This window comes from Bradyrhizobium sp. SZCCHNRI3052, from assembly GCF_032484895.1.
Lineage (GTDB): Bacteria > Pseudomonadota > Alphaproteobacteria > Rhizobiales > Xanthobacteraceae > Bradyrhizobium.
Genome location: NZ_JAUETW010000010.1, coordinates 207,605 through 231,199 on the forward strand (window position 1 = coordinate 207,605; position 23,595 = coordinate 231,199).

Sequence of the window (23,595 nt, forward strand, 5' to 3'; positions counted from 1 at the left end):
TCATTCAGCCGGTTCCGGCTGCAGAGCCGGTGATGTCTGCGCCGCCTGGTCCGGCTCCAGCCACACGCCGAGCGCCGCCAGGAAGGATTCGTTGCCAAGGATCGAGAAGTGGTCGTCGCCGACCACGCCCAAATCTGCCGCCTGCGGCAGTCCCGCCGCGAGCCGATCGCGCTGTCGAAGCCGGCCGGAGGTCCACCAGCAGCCGGGCGCTGCAACGAGATCGGCCGGCCATTCGGCCGCCCGAGCCAGTTGCGCGAGGTGGCGCCCGACCCTGAAGGCCGAGACGATGTCGTCGACGCCGAGAAGACCGTCGCGCGGCTGCAGCGGCGCCGTGCCGATTGCATCGACGACCAGGCGCCGGATCACCTCGTCCGTCACCGGCGCATCGCCCGAACGAATCGCCGTCACCTGCGACGCAATGGCTGAAGGCTGCACGCCCGGCGCCGCGACCGACAGCAGCGCCAGCAAGTCGTCGGTCCAATGCCGCCCGGGCGACGGCTGCTCGTCACCATGCGGAACGAAGCTGTCGATCAGCGCCAGGCGCTCGACCCGCTCACCGCGCCGCTCAAGTTCGGCAGCAACCAGGCACGCGACCAGTCCGCCAAGCGACCAGCCAATCAGATGATAGGGTCCCTTGCTTTGCTTCCGCGCGATCTCATCAACATAGTCCACGGCCATTGCCGTCAGCGACTCGTCGGTGAAGGACGGTTCGATCAGCGTCCGGCACTGCAGTCCGATCAGTTGCCTCCGTCCCTCCAGACGCCGCGCCAGCGGCGCGTAGTCGAACACCGTGCCGAAGCCGCCGTGAAGACAGAACACCGGCGGCGTGCCATCGATCGGCGAACTCAGGGGCAGCAGCGCCGACGGCCGCATGGATGATGCTGCGGGCGTGCCGAGCAAGGCGCGAATGGTCGGCTTCTGGAGAAGATCCCGCAGCTTGATCTCGCCATCGAGGATCGGGGCACGGCGAAGGCGCGCGATCACATTGAGGCTCAGGATCGAGTTGCCGCCGAGCTCGAAGAAGTTGTCGGTGACGCCGACTTGCGCAACACCGAGGATCTCCGCCCACAGCTTCGCCATCGCGACCTCGGCGGGACTTTCCGGGGCGATGAACGCGCGCCCGGCTGCGATATCAGGTGCGGGCAACGCCTTGCGATCGACCTTGCCGCTCGACAGCGTCGGCAGACGCTCGAGCACGATGATGCGGGATGGAATCATGTAGGCCGGCAAAGTCCGGCGCAGCGCGGCAGTCAGCGTTGCAGACAGCCGCTCGGCCGCAGCTGCGGCGGCGTCGCCTGGCGCCCGTGGCGCCACATAGGCCACGAGCTGATTTCCTCCCGCACCCACCACGGCGAGCACGGCAGCCTGCGCGATCGCTGGGTCGCTCAGCAGAGCCGATTGGATTTCGCCAAGCTCGATCCGGAAGCCGCTGACCTTGACCTGATCGTCGCTGCGTCCGAGATATTCGATCGTGCCGCTCGCATCCCATCGCGCAAGGTCGCCGGTGCGGTAGAGGCGTGCGCCCTCGTCCGCCGAAAATGGATCCGGCACGAAGCGTTCCGCCGTCATGCCTGGCTTGGCGTGGTACCCGCGCGCAAGCCCGAACCCGCCGATGTAGAGCTCGCCGGCTGCGCCTGCCGGAACGAGATTCAGCGAGCCATCGAGGATGTAGGCGGTGCGGCGGCCGACGGGAATCCCGATCGGCGCATAGGCCTTGTCGCACGCCGTGTTGCCGTCGACCTTCCACACGAGCGGTGTCACGACGGTCTCGGTCGGTCCATAGCCGTTGATCAGGATTTGCGGCTTCAGCGTCCGCCTGACCTTGTCGAAGCCGGCCTTGGGCATCGCCTCGCCGCCGAACGAATACAGCCTAACGGGCGGCGGATTGCCAGCCTGCTCCACCCACTCTGCGACCTGCTGCAGATAGGCCGGCGGCAGGCCGATATGCGTGATCCGCTGCGCATGAAGCTCGGCGACGGTCTGTTCGGGCGTCCACAGCTCCGCATCGCGCATGACCAGCCGAGCGCCCTGCGACAGCACCGTGAGCCACCGTTCATGCGCGCCGTCGAAGGCCAGCGACAGGAAATGCAGCTCGCTTGCGTGCTCGTCGAGCTCGTAGAGCGCAGCGGTCGCTCGGCAATGCATCGCCAGCGGTCCATGCGCGACGGCGACGCCTTTCGGCCGCCCGGTCGAACCGGACGTGTAGATCACATAAGCGAGACTCTCCGGATGCAGGCGTGGATCCGGCGCATGGTTCGGACCGCTGGCGAAATCGAACGAGGCCAGATCGATCGCCTGAACGCCTTCGATAACAGAGATGTCACGCGCGCCGGACAGCAGCATCCTCATCCCGGAATCGCGCATCACATGAGCAACGCGGTCCGGCGGCAGCTCGGGATCGAGCGGGACATAGGCTCCGCCCGCCTTCAGCACGGCAAGCAGCGCGGCCATCGTCGCTTCATTGCGCTCGACGACGACGCCGACGCGCTGGTCGGGCCCGAGCCCGGCCTCGACGAGGTGGTGCGCGATCCGGTTGGCGCGACGATCGAGCTCACCGTAGGACAGGTTCCGGCCGCCGATCGTCAGGGCGACACGTTCCGGATCGCGCTTTGCATGATCGCGGATCATCTCGTGGACGAGTGGACGCATCGCGGCAAACGCCGCTCGGCCATTGCAGGCATCAGCGCGCTGCACATCCTGAGCGGTGGACGCATCGATCGCGCCAAGCCTGGCTTCCGGACCTCGTAGCATGGCCGCGAGCAGATGTTCGAATTGCGCCCTCACCTGCTCCGCCTGTTCCGGCGTGAAGTGGCTCGGCATATAGGTGAATTCGACCTGCAGCGTATCCTCAACCATGACGGACAGGTCCATCGGATAGTTCGTGACGTCGACGTTGCGCAGCTCGCCGAATTGAAGCGAGCCGTCCCCCTGCAGCAGGCCTCGGTCGACGGGATAGTTCTCGAACACGATGATGCTGTCGAACATGGTCTCGCCGGCACGCCCGGCCCAGCTCTGGATGTCGTAGAGCGGCGTCTGCTCGAAGTTGCGCATCGCCGCGTTGCGGTCCTGCATGGCGCGCAGCCAGTCACCGACCGTTGCGGCCGGCGAAGGCGTCTCGATCACGGGCAGCGTATTGATGAACAGGCCGATCATCTGCTCGGCCCCGTCGAGACCAGCCGGACGGCCGGCGACGGTGACTCCAAATGTAACGGTCTGCTGGCCGGTGTAGCGTTGCAGCAGCAGCGCCCAGACGCCCTGGATGAGCGTGTTCAGGGTGATGCGCTCGTGCCGGGCGAACGCCTTCAATGCCGCGGTCGCATCCTTGTCGAGCCGGGTGTAGCAGCGCCGGTGTCCGTGCGCGTCGTAGCGCCGCGCGCCGAAGGCATCGGCCAGTTGCGTCGGCTGGTCGAAGGCCGTGAGTTGTCCTCGCCAGAAGCGCTCGGCGGCCTGCGCGTCCTGGGCCAGCAGCCAGGCAACATAATCGCGATAGTGCGCCGAAAGAGCCGGGAGCGCCCGCCCGGCATAGCACCCTAGGATTTCGCCGATGAAGCGGGCCGAGCTCCAGCCATCCATCAGGATATGATGGTAGGTCCAGATCAGGCGATGACGATCGTGGTCGAGCTGCAACAAGCGGACACGCTGCAGTGGCGGCACCGCGAGATCGAACTCGGCATCACGCTCCGCGGCCAGCGCTGACGACAGCCGCGCCTCATCGACAGCTTGCCCACACCAGTCTTCCGTTGCGAACGGCACACTGGCCGCGCGATGGACGGCCTGCAGCGGTGCGCCGGACAGCTCGCGCCAGAGAAATCCGGTACGCAGCATCGGATGACAGGCAGAGACCTCCTGCCACGCGGTGCGCAGCCGCTCGACGTCCAGCCCGCGGATCTCGACGCTGACTTGGTTGACATAGACGCCACTTCCGGCATCGCGCAGGCTATGGAACAGCATGCCCTGCTGCATCGGCGAGAGCGGGTAGACGTCCTCGATGCGGTCCCAGTCGACACCGAGCCGCGCGAGCTCCTCGCTCGTCAGCCCGGACAATGCGCCGCGCGCGCGAGTGATTGCGGGCTGGTCGTTCCGCGCCGCCACGCAGGCCGGCGCGAGCAGCTCGATCGTCTGCAGCCGGAACACGTCTCTCGGCTCCAGCTCGAGACCAGCCCGGCGTGCGCGACTGACCATCTGCAGCGAGATGATCGAGTCGCCGCCGAGCTCGAAGAAATTGTCGGTGACGCCGACGTCCGGCTGGTGCAGCAGCTCGGCCCAGATCGCAGCAAGTGCGGCCTCGGTCGGATTGCGTGGCGCGACGCGCTGTCCCTGCCCAAGCCGCGTATCGGGCAACGGCAACGCCTTGCGATCGATCTTGCCGTTCGGTGTCAGCGGCAGCCGCGGCAGCACCATCACGCGCGACGGCACCATGTAGTCCGGCAGCGTTGACGCGAGAGTCGCGCGCAGCTCGGCTCCGTCGAGCGCATCGTCGCCGCTGACATAGCCGACGAGCTGCCGGCCGCCGCCGAGCTCTTGCGCCACCACGACGCTGTCGCGCACGCCGGTCTGCGTGCGCAGCCGCGCCTCGATCTCGCCGAGCTCGATGCGGTGGCCGCGGATCTTCACCTGATGGTCGGCACGGCCGACATAGTCGAGCAAACCGTCGGCGCGCCACCGCGCCAGATCGCCGGTGCGGTACAGCCGCGCACCGGGATCGCCGAATGGATCGGGAATGAAGCGCTCGGCGCTGAGCGCCGCTCGCCGCCAATAGCCGCGGGCCAGGCCCTCGCCGCCGATGAAGAGCTCGCCTGTCACGCCGACGGGGGCGGGTTTGAGATTGCCGTCGAGCACATGCAGCGTGGTGCTGCCGATCGGGCCGCCCAGGACGGGTGCGGGATCGCGTGCGTCGAGCCGATGGCGCGCCGACCACACCGTGGTTTCGGTCGGCCCGAACAGGTTCCAGGCCTCGCCTCCGAGCGCGAGCAGCCGAAGCGCCAGGTCGGGCGCCAGCGCCTCGCCGCCGCTCAGCAAGCGGCAGCCTTGAGGCAGCCAGCCGCGCGCACCATCGTCATGATCGAGCAGCATGCGCCAGCTCGACGGCGTGGCCTGGATCATGGTCACGCCATGACGGGCGACGATCGCCTTCAATCTCGCCGGATCATGGGCCGAGGCGCGATCCGCCAGCACGATCCGCGCGCCATGAATGAGCGGTAGCCAGAGCTCAAGCACCGCGATGTCGAATGACAGCGAGGTCAAAGCGAGCACGCGGTCATCGCGCGCGATGCCCGGTTGCTCAGCCATCGTCGCCAGGAAATTCGTCACGGCGCCATGGCGCACCATCACGCCCTTGGGAAGGCCGGTGGAACCGGAGGTGTAGATGACGTAAGCCAGGTTGTCTGGATGGATGGCGACGTCGAGATTGCCGACGCCGACCGAATCTTCTCCAAACTCCTCGTCCAGCAGCCAGGCCTGGGCGTGGCCGTCCGCCAGCACAGGCGCGAGCTGGTCGTGGAGCGTCGCCTGCGTCAGCAGCAGCTTCGCGCCGCTGTCGGACAGCATGTGCGCGAGACGCTCGGCCGGATAGTCCGGATCGAGCGGCAGATAGGCTCCGCCCGCCTTGAGCACCGCGAGCAGCGCCACCATCATCGTGACACTGCGCTCCAGCGCCAGTCCCACCACCACATCGGGACCGACGCCGTGCTCCCTGAGCCTATGGCCCAGCCGGTTCGCGCGCGCATTCAGCGCTCCGTAACTGATCGTCTCCTCATTGTGCACGAGCGCAATCGCATCGGGCGCGCGCCCTGCTTGGGCCTCGAACTGAGCGACGACACCCGGCGCTATCACGGCCCCGGCCGTTGCGTTGACCCGCGCCAGCAGCGCGATGTCCGCGGGATCATCAGCCGCAAGGCAGCCGACCGCCTGCTCGGCATCGCCAGTGATGGCCGCGAGCAGTTGCACGAACGCCCTCTGCAGCCGCCGAATCTGGGCTTCGTCGAAATGTTGCTGCTGGAAATTGAACACCAGCCGCAGCTCTGCTTCGAGACCGACGCTCACGAACAGCGGGTAGTTGCTCGTTTCGAGGATCCTCGTCCGGCTGACGCTCACGCGGCCGTCTCGGGTCTTCAAGGCTTCGTCCACCGGATAGTTCTCGAACACCAGGATGCTGTCGAACAGCGGACGCCCTGCCTGACCCGCGATCCGCTGAATGTCGGCCAGCGGCATCCAGCCATGATCCCGCAGGGCGAGATTGCGATCCTGCAGGTCGCGCAGCCACGCACCAACCCGCCGCTGCGGATCCTCGGCATCGACCACGGGCAAGGTGTTGATGAACAGGCCGACCATCTCCTCGGCGCCAGCGAGCCCAGCGGGCCGGTCCGACACCGTCACGCCGAAGCAGACCGTATCCTGCCCGGTGAACCGACGGAGCAATTGCGCCCATGCCGCCTGCACCACCGTATTCAGCGTTACCCGTTCGCGGGTCGCGAAGCGTTGCAGCCGCTCGCTGAGATCGGCGTCCACCGCCATGGTGAGCGAGCCATGGCCGACGCGAGCGTCGACCGCAGGCCGCGACAGCAGGCTCGGCTCGTCGAGGCGGGCCAACGCCGCTCGCCAGAACTCGGCCGCAGCACCGTGGTCCTGCGCCTGCAGCCATGCGATGTAGTCGCGGTAGCGCGGCGGCTGTCCTTGCAGCGCCCCCTGCCCCTCGTGCTGCATCACCTCGGCGATGAATCGGGCCGAGCTCCAGCCGTCCATCAGAATGTGATGATGAGTCCAGATCAGCCAATGCCGGTCGTCGGCGATCCGGATCAGCCTTACGCGCTGCAGCGGCGGCCGCGAGAGATCGAAGCCGTCGGCGCGCTCGCGGTCTGCCGCCGCCATGAGCGCAGCATCCAAAGCGGCCGGAGCGAGCTGCGCCGCACGTTCCCGCCAATCTTCCGCGACGAAGGGAACGTCGGCACTGCGATGGACGACCTGCTGCGGTGGTCCCGGCAATTCACGCCACAGGAAACCGGTGCGAAGCACGGTATGGCGATTGCTGACCGCCTGCCACGCGGCTTGCAGCTTGCCGGCGTCGAGACCGCGGGTCTCGGCGGCAACCTGGTTGACGTAGACCCCGGTGCCGTCGTCGTGCAACGCGTGGAACAGCATGCCCTGCTGCATCGGCGACAGCGGATAGATGTCCTCGACCTCGCGCCAATCCAGCGCCAGCGCATCGAGCTCGGCCTGGCTCAGCTTCGACAACGGCACATCGGACGGCGTCACGCCATGGACGCCGCTCGTGCAGTGATCGACCAGCTCACGCAGCGCCGCCTCAAAACAGTCCGCCAGGCGCGCAATCGTTTCGCGGCGTTGACGCTTCCCGCTGAAGCCGAACGACAGCTCCAGACGACCGTCGAGCACCCTCGCATTGATCGCGATATGGTGGCGCAACGGGCTCGATGCGGCGCGCGACGGGCCGGCGCTCTCGGGCGCGATCGAGAACAGCGCCGTCTCGTCCGCGCTGCCATCGACCTGTCCGAGATAATTGAACCCGATGCGCGGCTGCACGCCCGTCGTCAGCGCCGCGCGCTGGGCATCAGACCCCAGGTAGCGCAGGACACCGTAGCCAAGTCCCCGGCTGGGGACGGACCGCAGCATCTCCTTGGTCGTCTTGATCAGCACCGCAGGCGGCTGCGATCCAGCCGCCAGTCGTACCGGAAACGCGGTCGTGAACCAGCCGATGGTTCGCGACAGGTCGAGCCCGCCACCGAGATCCTCGCGGCCGTGACCCTCGAGTTCGATTGCCATGATCTCCCGGCCCGACCACAGCCACAGCGCACGCGCGAGCGCCGACAGCAGCAGATCATTGACCTGGGTTCTGTACGCCCCGTGCGCCGTGCCCAGCAGACGCGCGGTCAGCTCGGCGTCGATCGCGAGCGGTACGTCGTCGGCGTCCGCAATCGTATCCCGATCCGCATGATCGAAATCGCACGGCACGTCCTCCGTCTGCCGGAGACCGGACCAATGATCCCACTCTGCAGCCGGCACATCCGAGGCCGCGTGCGCGCGCAGCGCTGCGCCCCATTGGGCATAGGCGTGCGTCTTGGGCGGCAGCGTCGCCTCTTGTCTACGCATGAGCTGCTCATAGGCAGCCGCGAGATCCTCCAGCAGCACACGCCACGACACGCCGTCGGTCACGAGGTGATGAATCACGATCAGGAGGCGCTGCCCGCCCTCCGGCAGATCGATGCCGACCAGCCGCACCAGACGTCCCTCCGCGAGCGAAAGGCTCGCCTGGACCTCAGCGGCGAGCGCGGTGACCGCCTCGCCATCGGCCAGCTCGCACGACCGAAACAGGTCGGAGACCGCCGGCGCCGGCCCGTGCTCGGCGCGCCAGATGCCGTCGATGCGTTCGAAGCGCAGTCTCAGCGCATCGTGATGAGTGACGACGGCCACTGCCGCGCGCCGCAGCACGTCCCAGTCGAGCCGCTGCTGCGGCCGCAGCAGCAAGGCCTGGTTCCAGTGATCGGGCGCCTCCAGCTCCTGCTCGAAGAAACGGAGCTGAATCGGCAGCAACGGGAGTGGCCCGGAGAGGAGACCCTGCTCCGCCGTCGTCTCCAGCCGGACGACCTGCCGCGCGTCGCGCGCCAGGGCTTCCAGCGTCTGATGCTTGAACACATCTCGTGGCTCGATCAGAAGGCCGGCCCGCCGCGCACGACTGACCATCTGCAGCGAGATGATCGAATCGCCGCCGAGCTCGAAGAAATTGTCGGTCATGCCGACATCGGGCTGATGCAGCAGCTCGGCCCAGATGGTTGCCAACGCAGCCTCGGCCGTCGTCCGCGGCGCAATCCGCATCGTTGCAGCGGGCGCCTCCGGCGCGGGCAGCGCGTTGCGATCGACCTTGCCATTCACCATCAGCGGCAGGCGGTCGAGGACCACGATCCGCGCCGGCACCATGTAGTCCGGCAACGTCGCGGACAACGCGTCGCGCAGCACCTCGCCATCGAGCGTGCCGTCACCGCAGACATAGCCGACCAGTTGCCGGCCAGCCCCGAACTCCCTCGCGATGACGACGGCCGCAGTGACCGATGGCTGCTGCAGCAGCCGCGCCTCGATCTCGCCGAGCTCGATGCGGAAGCCGCGAACCTTCACCTGGTGATCGGCCCGGCCGACATAGTCGATGGCGCCGTCGCTGCGCCAGCGCGCCAGGTCGCCGCTCCGGTACAGCCGGGCACCGGGAGGTCCGAACGGATCGGGGATGAAGCGCTCGGCCGTCAGCCCGGCGCGCCCGAGATAGCCGCGCGCCAGCCCGTCCCCGCCGATATGGAGTTCGCCCGTCGTACCCTCGGCGACCGGATTGAGGTCGGTGTCGAGAATGCGCAGGATCGTGCCTGGAATCGGAAAGCCGATCGGCACGCGCGCCCCACTCGCCGTGCGGCAGTTCCAGAAGCTGGCATTGATCAGCGCTTCGGTCGGCCCATAGCGGTTGTCGAACCGGATTGCTGGGAATACCGCGTAGACTTGGTCCTTCAGCGGGACCGGCAGGGCCTCGCCACCGGAGAACAGGCGCTTCAACGTCACGCATCGCTGAGCCTCCGGCTCAGCCACGAATTGCGCGAGCATCTGCGGCACGAAATGCAGCGTGGTCACGCCATGCGCAGTGACCGCATCGACCAGCCGCTTCGGCTCGCGATGGGCCCCCGGCGCCGCGATCGCAAGCCGCGCACCGACCGTCAACGGCCACAGGATTTCCCACACCGCGACGTCGAAGCTGAACGGCGTCTTCTGCAACAGCGTTTCGCCGGGATCGAGCCCGTACTCCCGCTGCATCCAGGCGAGCCGCGCTGCCAGCGCGCCACGCGTGCAGGCCACGCCCTTAGGCACGCCGGTCGAGCCGGACGTGTAGATCACATAGGCGAGGCTCTCGGCGTGGGTCGGACTCTGGAGATCCAAGCTGCCGGTGCCCGTGTCCTGCGAGGCGCGTCTGTCGCCGACGGCGATCAACTCGGCGCCCGCCCCTGCCGTGATCTCCATCAGCCGATCACGCAACTGCGGCTGCGTCAGCACCAGCCGCGCGCCGCTGTCGCCCAGCATCGCCGCGAGCCGCTGGCTGGGATAATCCGGATCGAGCGGCAGGTAGCCGGCCCCGGCCTTCAGAGCGGCCAACACAGCCACGACCAGGTCGGCGCTGCGCTCGAATGCCAAGCCGACCGGGGCATCCAGAGCGACGCCGGCCTGCGTGATCTGTCGCGCCAGTCGGTTCGCCCGCGCATTCAGTTCGGCGTAGCTGATCCTCTCCTGATCGGAGATCACGGCCATGGCCGCAGGCGACCGTGCGACCTGCTGTTCGATCTGCGTCACGACGTCGACGAAGCCGTCCTTCACCGTCGGCGCGGTGGGTCCCGAGCTCCAGCCGAGCACCCGTTGCAAAGCGGCGGCATCCAAGCCATGCAGCTCCGCGACCGGGCGGCTGCTGTCGTCGGCGATGCGCCCGAGCAGACAGGCGAACGCCGCCTGTATCCGCTCGATCTGCACCTGGTCGAACCGGCTGCGATCGTAACGGAAGCCGAGCCGGATGCCGGCGTCGGTCACGAACACCGCGACCGTCAGCGCATAGTTGGTGATCGAGATCTGCTCGGCGCGGCTGGCGCGCGGCCCCCCGCCGGCCTGATCGCGCAGCGCCGCGTCGACCGGATAGTTCTCGAACACGAAGATGGTGTCGAACAGCGGCCTGCCGCCGCGCCCGGCAAGGCGCTGGATCTCGTGGAGCGGCATCCAGCCGTGCTCACGCAGGTCGACGTTGCGATCCTGCAAGCTGCGCAGCCACTCGCCAACCGGCGTTTGAGGTCTCGCGTCCTCGAGCACGGGCACGGTGTTGATGAACAGGCCGACCGCCTCTTCCACGCCCGCGATCTCGGGCGGCCGGCCGGAGATCGTGGCGCCGAAGCAGACGACATCCTGGCCGGTCAAGCGCCGCAGCAACTGGCCCCACGCCCCCTGCAGAAGCGTGTTCAACGTCACCCGCTCGCGCCGTGCCGCGACCTGCAGCCGCTCGGTCTCCACCGCATCGATCACGAGATCGATCGAGGCATGGCCGTCGGCAGGTGCGGCCGGCCCGCCCAGCGCATCGGCCAGCAGGCTCGGCTCGCCGAGCGTCGAGAGCGAGCGCGACCAGAACATGCCCGACGCCTCGCGATCCTGTCGCTGCAGCCAGGCAATGTAATCACGATAGCGGCCGCGCGGTGCGCCCAGCGACGCGCCGCCGACATGCTGCATGATCTCGCCGATGAGCCTTGCTGCGCTCCAGCCGTCGAGCAGGATGTGATGATGGGTCCAGATCAGGCGGAAAACGCCGCCGTCGAGATCGATGAGACGGACCCGCTGCAGCGGCAGCCGTGACAGGTCGAAACCGGCGCGCCATTCGGCTGCCGCCACCTCGGCCAGCGCCGCGTCACGCGCGGCCTGATCCATCGAGTCCACACGGTCGCGCCAATCCTCCTCGACGAAGGGAACAGGAGCCTGCCGATGGACGACCTGCTGCGGTGCGCCCGACAATTCTTTCCACACGAACGCGGTCCGCAGCACCGCGTGTCTCGCCGTCACCGCCTGCCACGCCGCGCGTAAACGCGCCGCATCGGCGCCGCTGACGTCGACGGCGATCTGACTGACATAGTTGCCGCTGTCACCATCGCGCAGCGCGTGGAACAGCATGCCCTGCTGCATCGGCGACAGCGGATAGATGTCCTCGATATCGCGCCAATCGCGCGAGGCTCCGAGCAGGTCGAGCTCCGGCTGGCTGAGGCCCGACAGCGGAACGTCCGACGGCGTGAGGCCATGTACGCCGCTCGTGCAATGCGCGAGGAGTTCGCGCAGCGCCGCGGAATAGCACGCGGCCAGCCGCTCGATCCTCGCGCGGCGATAGCGTCGGCGGCCGAAGCTGAATGTCAGCCTCAGCTGGCCGTCGAGCACCTGGCCGTTGATGCTGAGCCAGCGCCCGAGCGGCGCGCTGGCGCTGCGTGACGGCCCCGCGCCTTCCGGCGCGAGCGCGAAGGCAGGGTCAGGGCCGGCGCCGAACTGGCCGAGATAGTTGAAGACGATCCGCGGCTCGGCTCCGCCCGCCAGGGCGGCGCGCTGCTCAGGGCTGCCGCAGTAGCGCAGCACGCCATAGCCGAGCCCACGCGCCGGGATGGTCCGTAATTCCTCCTTGATCGACTTGATGAGCGTGGCATCGTCGCCCGCGCCACCGGAGAGGCGAAGCGGAAATGCAGTCGTGAACCAGCCGACCGTGCGCGACAGGTCGATGCCTTCGAACAGATCCTCACGGCCATGGCCTTCGAGCTCGACCAGGCATTCATCGAGTCCGCACCAGCGGTTGACGGCGCGGGCCAGCGCCGCCAACAGCAGATCATTGACCTGGGTCCTGTAGGCAGCGGGCGCCTGCTTGAGCAGTTGCCCGGTCATGTCGGCATCGAACGACACGACGACGTCTTCGCCATCGGCGACACGATCGGTCTCACCGTGATCGTCGTCGCATGGCAGGCCGCCGGCGGCACTGCGCTGTCTCCAATAGTCGAGCTGATCGGCCAGCTCCTCGCTCGCCGCGTAGTCTTCAAGCCTCCTGCTCCACGACGCCATGGACTGGCTCTTGGGGGGCAACGCAATCGCAACCGCGCCCTGCGCCGCCTGTCGATGCGCCGACATGATGTCTTCGAGCAGCACACGCCAGGATACGCCGTCGACGACGAGGTGATGCACGACGATGAGAAGCCTCTGGCTGCCGTCCGCGACGTCCATGCCGACGAAGCGCAGCAACGGCCCCTGCAGGGACAGGCTTGCCTGCGCGGCGGCGGCAACCGAGGTGATCTCCGCCGCATCCTGAACAGCGCGGGTCCAGAGCAGATCGGCGCTCGCCGGCATCGCGCCATATCTCGCCTGCCAAGCGCCGTCGCTCTGGAGGAATTGCAGTCGCAGGGACTCGTGATGCGCCACCACGGCCTCGACCGCCGGCGCCAACACCCGCCAGTCGAGCCGTGCCGACGGCACCAGCATCAACGCCTGATTCCAGTGATGCCGTTCGCCGGCGTCCTCGGCAAAGAAGCGGCGCTGGATCGGCAACAGCGGCACCGGATCACCATCGCGCGCGAGCGGCTCGGCGAAGACGACCGCCGCCCGATCGCGGCGCGCGACCTGCGCCAGCCCTTGCAGCGTCTGATGCCGGAACAGGTCGCGCGGCTCGATGGCAAGCCCGCGCTGGCGCGCACGTCCGACCACCTGCAATGAAATGATGGAATCGCCGCCGAGCTCAAAGAAGTTATCGGTCAGCCCGACCCGCGAATGGCCGAGCAATTCAGCCCAGATCGCCGCCAGCTCCAGCTCAGCCGGGGATTGCGGTGCGACGTAGTCGGCCTCAGCAGACAACTGCTCGGGCGCCGGCAAGGCGTCGCGATCGACCTTGCCATGCGCCGTGAGCGGCATCCGCGACATCAGTACGATGCGCGCCGGAACCATGTAGTCCGGCAGTTCCTCGGACAACGCCGCGCGCAGCCCGGTCTCGTCGAGGCCATCCTCGCCGCAGGCGTAGCCGATGAGCTGCTGGCGTCCGCCGATCTCGCGTGCCACCACCACCGCCGACTGAACACCCGCCTGCCGCGTCAGCCGCGCCTCGACCTCGCCCGGCTCGATGCGGAAGCCGCGGATCTTGAGCTGGTGGTCGGACCGGCCGACATAGTCGATGACGCCATCGGCGCGCCAGCGCGCCAGATCGCCGGTGCGATACAGCCGCGTGCCCGGTGCGCCGAACGGATCGGGGATGAAGCGCTCCGCCGTCAACGCCGGCCGATTCCAATAGCCGGCCGCGAGCCCCTCGCCGCCGATGTGAAGCTCGCCGGTGACGCCGACCGGAACGATGTTGAGATCGCCGTCGAGAACATAGGCCGAGCGCCGGCCGACCGGACGGCCGATCGGCGCATAGGCGCAGTCGATCTCGGCATCGACGTCGACCTTCCAGACCAGCGGCGTGACCACTGTCTCCGTCGGACCATAGCCGTTGATCAGCTTGCGCGGCCGCAGCGCCTGCCTGACCTTGTCGAAGCCCGATTTGGGCATGGCCTCGCCGCCGAACGAATACAGCGACACGGGCGGCGGATCGCCGCGCCACGCCGCGAAGTCGGCGAGTTGCTGCAGATAGGCCGGCGGAAAGCCGGCATTGGTCACGCGCTCCGCGCCCATCACGTCGAGCGTCTTCTCCGCCGACCAGAGATCGGCGTCACGCATCACCAAGGTCGCGCCGCAGCTCAGCGCGGTCCACAACCGCTCATGCGCGCCGTCGAAGGTGAAGGAGAGGAAGTGCAGCTCGCGCGACTGCCGGTCCATCTCGTAGAGACCTGCGGTGGCGTCGCAATGCATCGCGAACGGTCCGTGCGCGACCGCGACGCCCTTCGGCACGCCGGTGGAGCCGGACGTATAAATCACATAGGCAAGGCTCTGCGGATGGACATCGACCGTCGGGTCGGTCGCCGTCGTCTCGGCCGGCATCGCGGTGAGATCGACGACCGCGATGCCCGGCATCGGCGGCCATTGCGATCGTCCCGCCGCATCGACAAGCACGACGCGCGCGCCGGCATCCCGAACGGTGGCGGCGAGCCGCGCCGGCGGATGATCGGGATCGAGCGGCAGATAGGCCGCGCCGGCCTTCAGGACGGCAATAAGACTTGCGACGAGATCGGGCGAGCGCTGCATCGAGAGTCCGACGAGATTGCCGGGACGAACGCCGAGCGCCAACAGATGCTGCGCGATCGCGTTGGCGTGGCGATCGAGCGCCTGATAGGTGATCGTCTCGGTCCCGAATACCAGAGCTGTCGCGCCCGGCCTCTCCTTTGCGTGCCGCGCGAGCATCCGGTGCACCGGCTGGAACCCCGCGAGTGCGGGCGCGCAGGCATTCCACTGCCTGACGTCGTCGCACTGCCGGTCCGACAACAGCTCCAGCGCCGCGATCCGCTGCATGGGATCCGCAACCGTTGCCCGCAGGATCGTCAGCCAATGCCCGGCGAGCCGTGCGATGGTCGACCGGTCGAACAGCGCGGTGGCAAAGGAGAACAGCGCCGAGACGTCTCCCGACGGCGCTTCCTCGCTATCGAGCGCGAGGTCGAATTTCACCGTCTCGATCTCTGCCGCGATCGTCTCGATCTGCAGTTCGGACGCAGCCGGCGCATGTGCCGCCTCGCGCCGATGCTGATGGTTGTAGAGCACCTGGAACAGGGGCGTCTGGCTCTGGCTGCGCTGCGGCTGCAGCACGTCCAGCAGCCGCTCGAACGGAAGATCCCGGTGATCCTGGGCCTCGAGCGAGGCCTCGCGCAGGGCGTGAATGACGTCGGCGATCGTGCTCCGGCTGTCGATGCGCGTGCGCAGCACCTGGGTGTTGACCAGCAGCCCGATCAGCCGCCGCGTTTCCGACCGGTCGCGATTGGCGAGCGGAACGCCGACGCAGATGTCGCCCTGCCCACTGTAACGATAGAGCACCAGCTTCAGCGCCGCGAGCAGCACGACGAACAGCGTCGTGTGATGCTGTCGGGCGAGCCCGCGCAGACGATCGGAAAGCTCGGCGCCGAGCGACTGGCGTATGGCATCGCCGGATTGGTCGGTCTGGGCCGATCGGGGGCGATCGAACGGCAGTTGTAGCATGGCCGTGTCGTGCAGCCGGTCGGTCCAGTACCGGAGTTGCCGCTCCTCCTCGACGGCACCGAGCCGCAGTCGCTGCCAGGCGGCGAAATCGGCGTAGTCGATCTCGAGCGCCGGCAGTGAGGCGGTCTCGCCGCGGACGGCAGCGCGATAGAGCTGCCAGAACTCCTCGGTGAGAACCTGCATCGACCAGCCATCGGCGACGATGTGGTGCAGCGTGACCGAGAGGATATGCTCGTGCTCGCCGAGCCCGAGCAGCGCCGCGCGCAGCAGCGGTCCGGATTCGAGATCGAACGGCAGCGCCGCTTCCTCACGCAGCAGCCGGCGCGCCTGCTGCTCGCGATCGTCGCCCGCAATCTCGATACGGCGAAGCGCGACCGGCGCCGGCTTGCCTACGATCTGCTCCGGCTCGCCGCCGTCCTGCCGGAACGTGGTGCGGAGCGCGGCATGGCGCATGACGAGTCCGTCGAGCGCCTTGTGGAGCGCAGCGGCGTCGAGACGACCCCGCAGGCGGATCGCGACCGGCATGTTGTAGGCGGAGCCGCCCGGATCCATCCGCCACAGGAACCAGAGGCGGGCCTGCGCGAACGACAACGGCGCGCGCTGCAGATGCTGGCGCGCGATCGGCAAAATCGACAGATCGATGCCCTTGGCCGCCAACTGCGTGAGGAAGGCGCGCTGCTTCGGCGCATCGAGACGCGCCAACCGGCGCGCGATCTCGCTGAGCTGCTGGGTCTGAAGTCCCGACTGATCATTCATTGGCGAACTCGACTTCCTCAAGCAGATCGAACATGGCGGCGATGTCGTCGCTGCGCCTGCTCGTCGGCGGTTCCGCGGCGAGCGCGGACGCCATGGCCTCGACCGTGGTCAGCTCGAACAACCGCTTCAGCGGCAGCTCCCGCGCAAGATCGCGCTTGATGCGGCCGACGAGCTGGACGGCCACCAGCGAGTCGCCGCCGAGCTCGAAGAAGTTGTCGGTGACGCCGACCTCCGGCCTGTGCAGCAGCTCGGCCCAGATCGTCGCGAGCGCCGCCTCGGTCGGATTGCGCGGGCCGACTCGGTGCGCCCCCGGCGGCTTCGCGTCCGGCCGCGGCAGCGCCTTGCGGTCGATCTTGCCGTTCGGGTTCAGCGGCAGTTCCGGCAGCACGATCACGCGCGACGGCACCATGTAGTCCGGCAGCGCCGTTGCGAGCGCGGCGCGGAGGTCACTGCCATCGAGCGATGCCTCGCCGCTGACATAACCGACCAACTGACGGCCGCCGCCGAGCTCCTGCGCGACGACGACGCTGTCGCGCACGCCCGGCAGCTCCCGCAGCCGCACCTCGATCTCGCCGAGCTCGATCCGATGTCCGCGGATCTTCACCTGATGATCGGCGCGGCCGACATAGTCGAGCACACCGTCGGCTCGCCAGCGCGCGAGGTCGCCGGTCCGGTACAGCCGCGCACCGTCGCTGCCGAACGGATCCGGAATGAAGCGCTCGGCACTCAGCGCAACGCGTTTCCAATAGCCGCGCGCGAGTCCGTCACCGCCGATGAAGAGCTCGCCGGTGACGCCGACCGGCGCCAGGTTGAGTTCGCCGTCGAGCACGTACAGCCGGGTGTTGCCGATCGGGCTGCCGAGCAACGGCACCGGATTCGTCGCATCGAGGCGGCGACGCGCCGACCATACCGTGGTCTCGGTCGGCCCATACAGGTTCCAGACCTCGCTGCTCAGCGCGCTGAGCCGCCGCGCCAGATCCGAGGCCAGCGCCTCCCCGCCGCACAGCAGGCGGCAGCCTTTCGGAAGCCATGGAGCGGTTTCGCTGGTATTGGCCGCATCGTGATCGAGCAGCATGCGCCAGCTCGACGGCGTCGCCTGGATCATGGTCACGCCGTGCCGTGCGACCAGCGCCTTGAGCGCCGCCGGATCATGGGCCGCGGCGCGGTCGGCGAGCACGATCCGGGCGCCATGGGCCAGCGGCAGCCACAGCTCCAGCACGGCGATGTCGAAGGACAACGAGGTCAGCGCCAGCACGCGGTCGTCGGCCGCGATGCCCGGCTGTTCGGCCATCGTCGCCAGGAAGTTCGTCACCGCGGCGTGGCGCACCATCACGCCCTTGGGGAGCCCGGTCGAGCCGGAGGTGTAGATGACGTAGGCGAGGTTCTCGGGGTGCACGTCGACGGAAAGATCATCGGTCTGGCCGAGGCCATCGCCGGCCGCCACGTCGAGCAGCCAGGCCTCGGCATCGCTCCGGGCCAGCACCGGCGCGAACCGGTCATGCAGCGTGGCCTGTGTCAGCAGCAGTTTGGCGCCGCTGTCGTTCAGCATGTGCGTGAGACGCTCGGACGGATAGTCCGGATCGAGCGGCAGATAGGCCGCGCCCGCCTTGAGCACCGCGAGCAGCGCCACCATCATCGTGACGCCGCGCTCCAGCGCCAGCCCGACCACCACGTCCGGCCCGACACCACGATCCCGGAGCCGCCGCGCCAGCCGGTTCGCCCGTGCATTCAGCGCGCCGTAGCTGATCATCTCCTGCCCATGCACCAGTGCGACCGCATCGGGAGCTCGCGCCACATGGGCCTCGAACTGCCGGTGCACGCAGAGCACATTTGCATCGTTGGTCGCCGTCGCGTTCCAGGCCCGCAGCAGCCTCGCGCGATCATCCACTGGAACGACGTCGATCCGGCGCACCGGCGTGTGCGGCGCCGCTTCCAGCGCAAGCGCCAGCTGCTCGAGCGAGTGCTGCATCATCGCGCCGACCCGCTCGGGCGCGACCGGCGCCACGGCCTGGACCGTCAGGTGAAGCCCATGGCCGTCGTCGTCTACCGCCAGCATCAGCGGATAATTGGTACGCTCCTCGCCACCGAGCCATTCGACGCCTTGCAGGGACTCTGCATCTGTCCGCGCATCCTGTCTCCTGCCGTGCCGATAGTTCAGGATCGCAGAGAACAGCGGCGTCGGCGGCGCGACGCCGCTGCAGCGCTGGGCCATTGCCAGCGAGGCATGCTCATGCGCCATCAGCTCCGCCAGCCGCCCGTGCGCTGCGCGAACGCTTTCCTCAACGGACGTGCCGTCGAGATCGAGCCGCAACGGCAGCGTGTTGATGAACAGGCCCAGGCTGCGGCCGGTATCGTGGCCGGCCTGCATGCGGCCGAGCAGCACGGTGCCGAACACGACCTGATCACGTCCGCTGCTGCGCGCCAGCACCTGGCCCCAGGCGACATGACAGAGGCTGGCGAGGCTCGCGCCAAGGCGCCGCGCCTGCGCGCGCAGCCGCGCGTCGAGCGTAGCCGGCACGGGCAGCCTTGCCTCGCGCGCGCCGTCGCCGTTGCTGCGGACCTCCATCAATCCGAATGGTGCCGTCGGCGCATCGATGTCGCCGAGCATGCTGCGGAAGAAGCGCTGCTGCGCATCCTGCCCTCCGGCCTTGCGGGTCTCGGCCACGAGGTTGCGGAACGGAATCGGTGGAGGGAGAGCGCTGCGGCGGCCCGCCAGGATCAGTTGCACTTCCTCGTGCAGCGCCTGCAGAGTGGTATGGTCGCCGACCATGTGATGCAGCAGGACCAGCAGCAGCAGGCGATCATTTCGTGGGTCGCGGGCGACAATGAGACGCAGCAATGGCGCCTGGGTCAGGTCGAGCCGGCAGGACCTCGGATCGAAGCGGCGCGCCAGTTCGACCTGGGCCGGCTCGTTGCCTTCGAGCTCAACTTCGGTGACGCTTAGCGGTGCCTGGCGCCAGACCACCTGCGCCGGCACCGACAGCCCATCCCAGAGGAACGACGTCCGCAGGACGTCATGCCGGTCGATCACGTCCTGAACGGCCGCAAGATAGCGATCCAGCAGATCACGGCCCGCAAATGCCATCTGCGCGACCAGCACGTAGGGGTCGCCCTCGGTCGCGAGCAGATGATGGAACAGGATTCCCTCCTGCAACGGCGACAGCGCGTAGATGTCCTGGACGTTGGCGACGCCGCCCGGCACACGGCCCACCACGCGGTCGATCTCGCCCTGGCTCAGCGCGATCAGCGGCAGCATGTCCGGCGTGATGACCGGGCTCTGCGCCGTGATCGGGTTGTCAGGAATTGCGGTCTCCTCGCTTTGCCGCAGGCTGGCCGCGAGATCGCGCAGCACCGGCTTGGCGAACACCATCTGCGCATCGATCGTCAGCGCATGGCGCTTCAGCCGGTCCAGCATGCGGACGACGAGCAGCGAATGGCCGCCGAGCTCGAAGAAATGATCGTTGCGACCGACGCGCTCGATGCCCAGCAGCTCGCGCCAGATAGCAGCGAGGACCTGCTCGATCTCGCCGTGGGGCGGATCATAGGCGCCACGGCCGAACGCCTCGTCGTCCGGCGCCGGCAGCGCCTGCCGGTCGACCTTGCCGTTGGGTGTCAGCGGAAACGCATCGAGGCGAACGATCGCCGAGGGAACCATGTAGTCCGGAAGACACGCCTGCAAATGCGTGCGCAGGCGCGCAGCCCATGCGCTGGGATCACCTGCATCGTCCGCCGGCACCACATAGGCGACGAGCGTGAGATCGCCCTGCGCATCGCGCCGCGCCAGCACCGCCGAGTCCCGCACTCCGGCCTGCGCATTCAGCCGATGCTCGATCTCGCCGAGCTCGATGCGGAAGCCGCGGATCTTCACCTGATGGTCGTTGCGGCCCAGGAATTCGATGTTGCCGTCGGCGAGATGGCGGCCGAGGTCACCGGTTCGATACATCCGCGCGTCGGACGACAGCCCGAACGGATCCACGGCAAAGCGCTGCGCCGACAAATCGGGACGGTTGAGATAGCCGCGGGCAACCCCTGCCCCGCCGATCCAGATCTCGCCGACGGCACCGCGCGGCACCGGCATGCCCTGGGCGTCGAGCAGATAGATCCGCGCGTTGGCGATCGGGCGACCGATTGGGACGACACCGCCGGCGAAGCCGGGCGGACGGCGCCATGCGGTGGCGCAGACGGTTGTTTCCGTCGGGCCGTAGGCGTTGAAGACCGCGATCTCCGACGGCAGGGCCTCGAACAGCTCCGGCTTTGGCAACTCGCCAGCGAGAACGAGCACGTCGAGCCCGGAGAGCCGCGCGAGGTCCGAGCGGCCCTGCAGCATCGCCGGCGGCAACGTGGCATGGGTGATGCGATGTTCGGCGAGATAGTTCACCAGCTCCGCCGCATCGCGGTGCTCGCGGCTTCCGAGCAGATGCAGTTCGGCGCCGGCGCAAAGCGCCATGACGATGTCCCACACGCTCGCGTCGAAGCTGAAGGAGGCGAATTGGGCGATCCGGCTGTGCGGACCGGTGTCGAACAGCCCGATCTGGGCCTGCGCGAGATTGACCAGGCCGTGGTGCTCGATCATCACGCCCTTCGGCTGTCCGGTCGAGCCCGAGGTATAGATGACATAGGCGAGGCTGCGCGGCGTCAGGCCACGGGCAACAACATCCGGTGCGCCCTCCGGCAGCCCGCTCCAGGCCGGCGCATCGCTCTCCACATCCACGACCGGACATGCCACGCTGCCGAGCGTACTGGCGCTCGCGCCGTCACAGAGCAGCAGCGTCGGCCGGGCATCGGCCACGGTCTCGCGCAGCCGCTGCGGCGGATAGGTGGGATCCAGCGGCAGATAGGCCGCTCCCGCTTTGAGGACCGCGAGCACGCTGACGATCGCATCGATGCCGCGCTGCTGGCAGATCGCGATCAGCCGGTCCGGACCAGCGCCCAGCGCGACGAGATGATGCGCGAGGCGATTGGCGCGCAGCTCGAGCTCGCGATAGGTCAGGTTGACCTCGTCATGGACCAGCGCCACCGCCGACGGCCGGCGGCGCGCCTGCTCGGCAACGAGATCCTGAATGCAGCAGTCAGGCGGCGTGAACGAGCGCGTGCGATTCCAGTCATCCAGCAGCAGCGCACGTTCCTCGGCTGGCAGCAGCTCGATGCGATCGACCGGCTGGCTGGTGTCGGCGACCATGGCGCGCAGCACCGCCAGCAGATAGGTGCGATAGCGCTGCACGGTCTCGGCGTCGAACAGCGCCGTCGCGTAGTTGATCTTGCCGGAGATGCGTCCACCGCTCTCACTGAGATCGAGCTCGAGATCGAACTTGATCTTGTGCTGCTCGGTCGCAAGGCGCTCGACCGCCAGGCCGGGCAGCGCCAATGAGCCGATATCATCGCTCTGCCATGCGAACACCACCTGGAACACGGGCGTGTATTCCGGATGCCGCGGGGGTTGGAGCGCCTCGACAAGATGCTCGAACGGCAGGTCCTGATGATCCTGCGCCGCAAGGACGGCCGTCTTCACCCGCTCGATCAACTCGGCCACAGCAGGACCGCCCGAGAGGTCGAGCCGCAGCGCCAGCATGTTGACGAAGAAGCCGGCCAGGCCTTCGAGCTCCGAACGCATCCGATTGGCGGTCGGCGTGCCGATGACGAGATCCTGCTGGCCGGCCAACCGCGACAGCACGAGGGCCCAGGCGGCCAGCACGATGACGAACGGGGTGGCGCCGAGCGCGATGCTCAATTGCCTGATATCGGCCGAAAGACCGTCGTCGATCTCGACAGGCACCGCGGCGCCGGCGTTGGATCGCGGTGCAGATCGCGCCCGGTCCGTCGGCAGTGCCAGCAAGGACGGCGCGTCGCGCAGCACGGCGATCCAATGATCGAGCTGCCGCTGCAGCCGATCTGCCGTCAGCGAATGGCGCTGCCATGCTGCATAGTCCGGATACTGAATCGCCAGCGGCGGCAACGGATCATTGCCGCCTGCAACGAAGGCGGCATACAGCGCCGAGAGCTCGCGGACGATGACGCCCATCGACCATCCGTCGGAGATGATGTGATGCTGGCTGAGCAGAAGGACATGATCATCATCGCCCAGGTCGATCAAATGGCTGCGGATCAATGGACCCCGCGCAAGATCGAACGGCGCGCGCGTACACTCATTCAGCAGATCGGCCAGCCGCGTTTCGCGGTCCGGCCGCCCGCGAAGATCGTGCACCTCCAGCGGCAGGCTGGTGTCCGGCGGCAACAGCGCGACCCGCGGCTCGCCCTGCTCGGCGACGAAGACCGTCCGCAGCGCCTCGTGGCGGGAGAACAGCCGGTCGAGGCTGCGGCGCCATGCGCCGATGTCGAGCCGGCCGCGCAGCCGCAGCGCCACATCGATGTGATAGTTGGTACTTCCATTCTCGAGCTGGGCCAGCAGCCAGAGCTGCTGCTGCGCGAAGGAGAGCGGCAGCGAGCCCCCGCGATCGGCGATCGGGATCGTGTTTGTATCGCGTCTGGGGACATTGCGGCCGCGCTGTCGCGCGCGCGATGCCAACCGGCGCAGCGCCTCCGGATCGAGGTTGTGCAGAAGAGGCTGTCCTGATTGTCCGCTCATGATAGCTCCGCTGTCATCAGGTCCTCGAGTTCACCTTCGGCGAACTGCTGCTCGATCAGTCTGATGGAGAGGACGCGCGCGAACTCCGCCAATTCCGGATGAACGAACAGCTCGGACAATCGCATCGATGTGCCGAACTCCTGCGCGACACGGCTGAGCAGCCGTACCGCCAGCAGAGAGTGGCCGCCGAGATTGAAGAAGTGATCGCCCCGCCCGACCCGGTCGAGGCCGAGCAGCTCCGCCCAGATGCCGGCCAGCGTGATCTCGATCTCGCCGACCGGAGCTTGATAGTGGGCCCCCGCGTCGCCTTGTGAGGCCAGCGGCAGCGCCTTGCGGTCGACCTTGCCGTTCGGCGTCAGCGGCAGCCGCGGCAGCACGATGACGCGCAACGGCACCATGTAGTCCGGCAGCGCCGTCGCGAGCGCCGCGCGCAGCTCGCCGCCATCGAGCGCGCACTCACTGCCGACATAGCCGATCAGGTTGCTACCGCCACCGACATCCTGCGCGACCACGACGCTGTCGCGGACGCCGGGCAGCGCGCGCAGCCGCGCCTCGATCTCGCCGAGCTCGATGCGATGCCCCCGTATCTTGACCTGGTGATCGGC

3 protein-coding genes (1 of these 3 running past the window's edge) are annotated in these 23,595 nt (G+C 68.1%); all 3 read right to left on the minus strand.

Annotated features, from left to right (window positions below):
- Tightly spaced (each overlapping or abutting the next), the 3 genes in view from QW887_RS25265 to QW887_RS25275 form a layout consistent with a single transcriptional unit that may run on beyond the window.
- A complete protein-coding gene (locus QW887_RS25265) occupies window positions 1–16,407 on the minus strand; it encodes a non-ribosomal peptide synthase/polyketide synthase (RefSeq protein ID WP_316195235.1) in 16,407 nt (5,468 codons plus the stop codon).
- The gene (locus tag QW887_RS25270; RefSeq protein WP_316195237.1) at window positions 16,400–22,990 is read right to left on the minus strand and encodes a non-ribosomal peptide synthetase; all 6,591 of its coding nucleotides are present in this window, start codon (window positions 22,988–22,990) and stop codon (window positions 16,400–16,402) included. The genes QW887_RS25265 and QW887_RS25270 overlap by 8 nt, the downstream gene beginning before the upstream one ends.
- Window positions 22,987–23,595, minus strand: the final stretch of a protein-coding gene (locus tag QW887_RS25275; protein WP_316195239.1) for a non-ribosomal peptide synthetase. The gene runs 9,117 nt beyond the window's last position; only the last 609 of its 9,726 coding nucleotides appear in the window; its start codon lies beyond the right edge, outside the window; the stop codon is at window positions 22,987–22,989. The genes QW887_RS25270 and QW887_RS25275 overlap by 4 nt, the downstream gene beginning before the upstream one ends.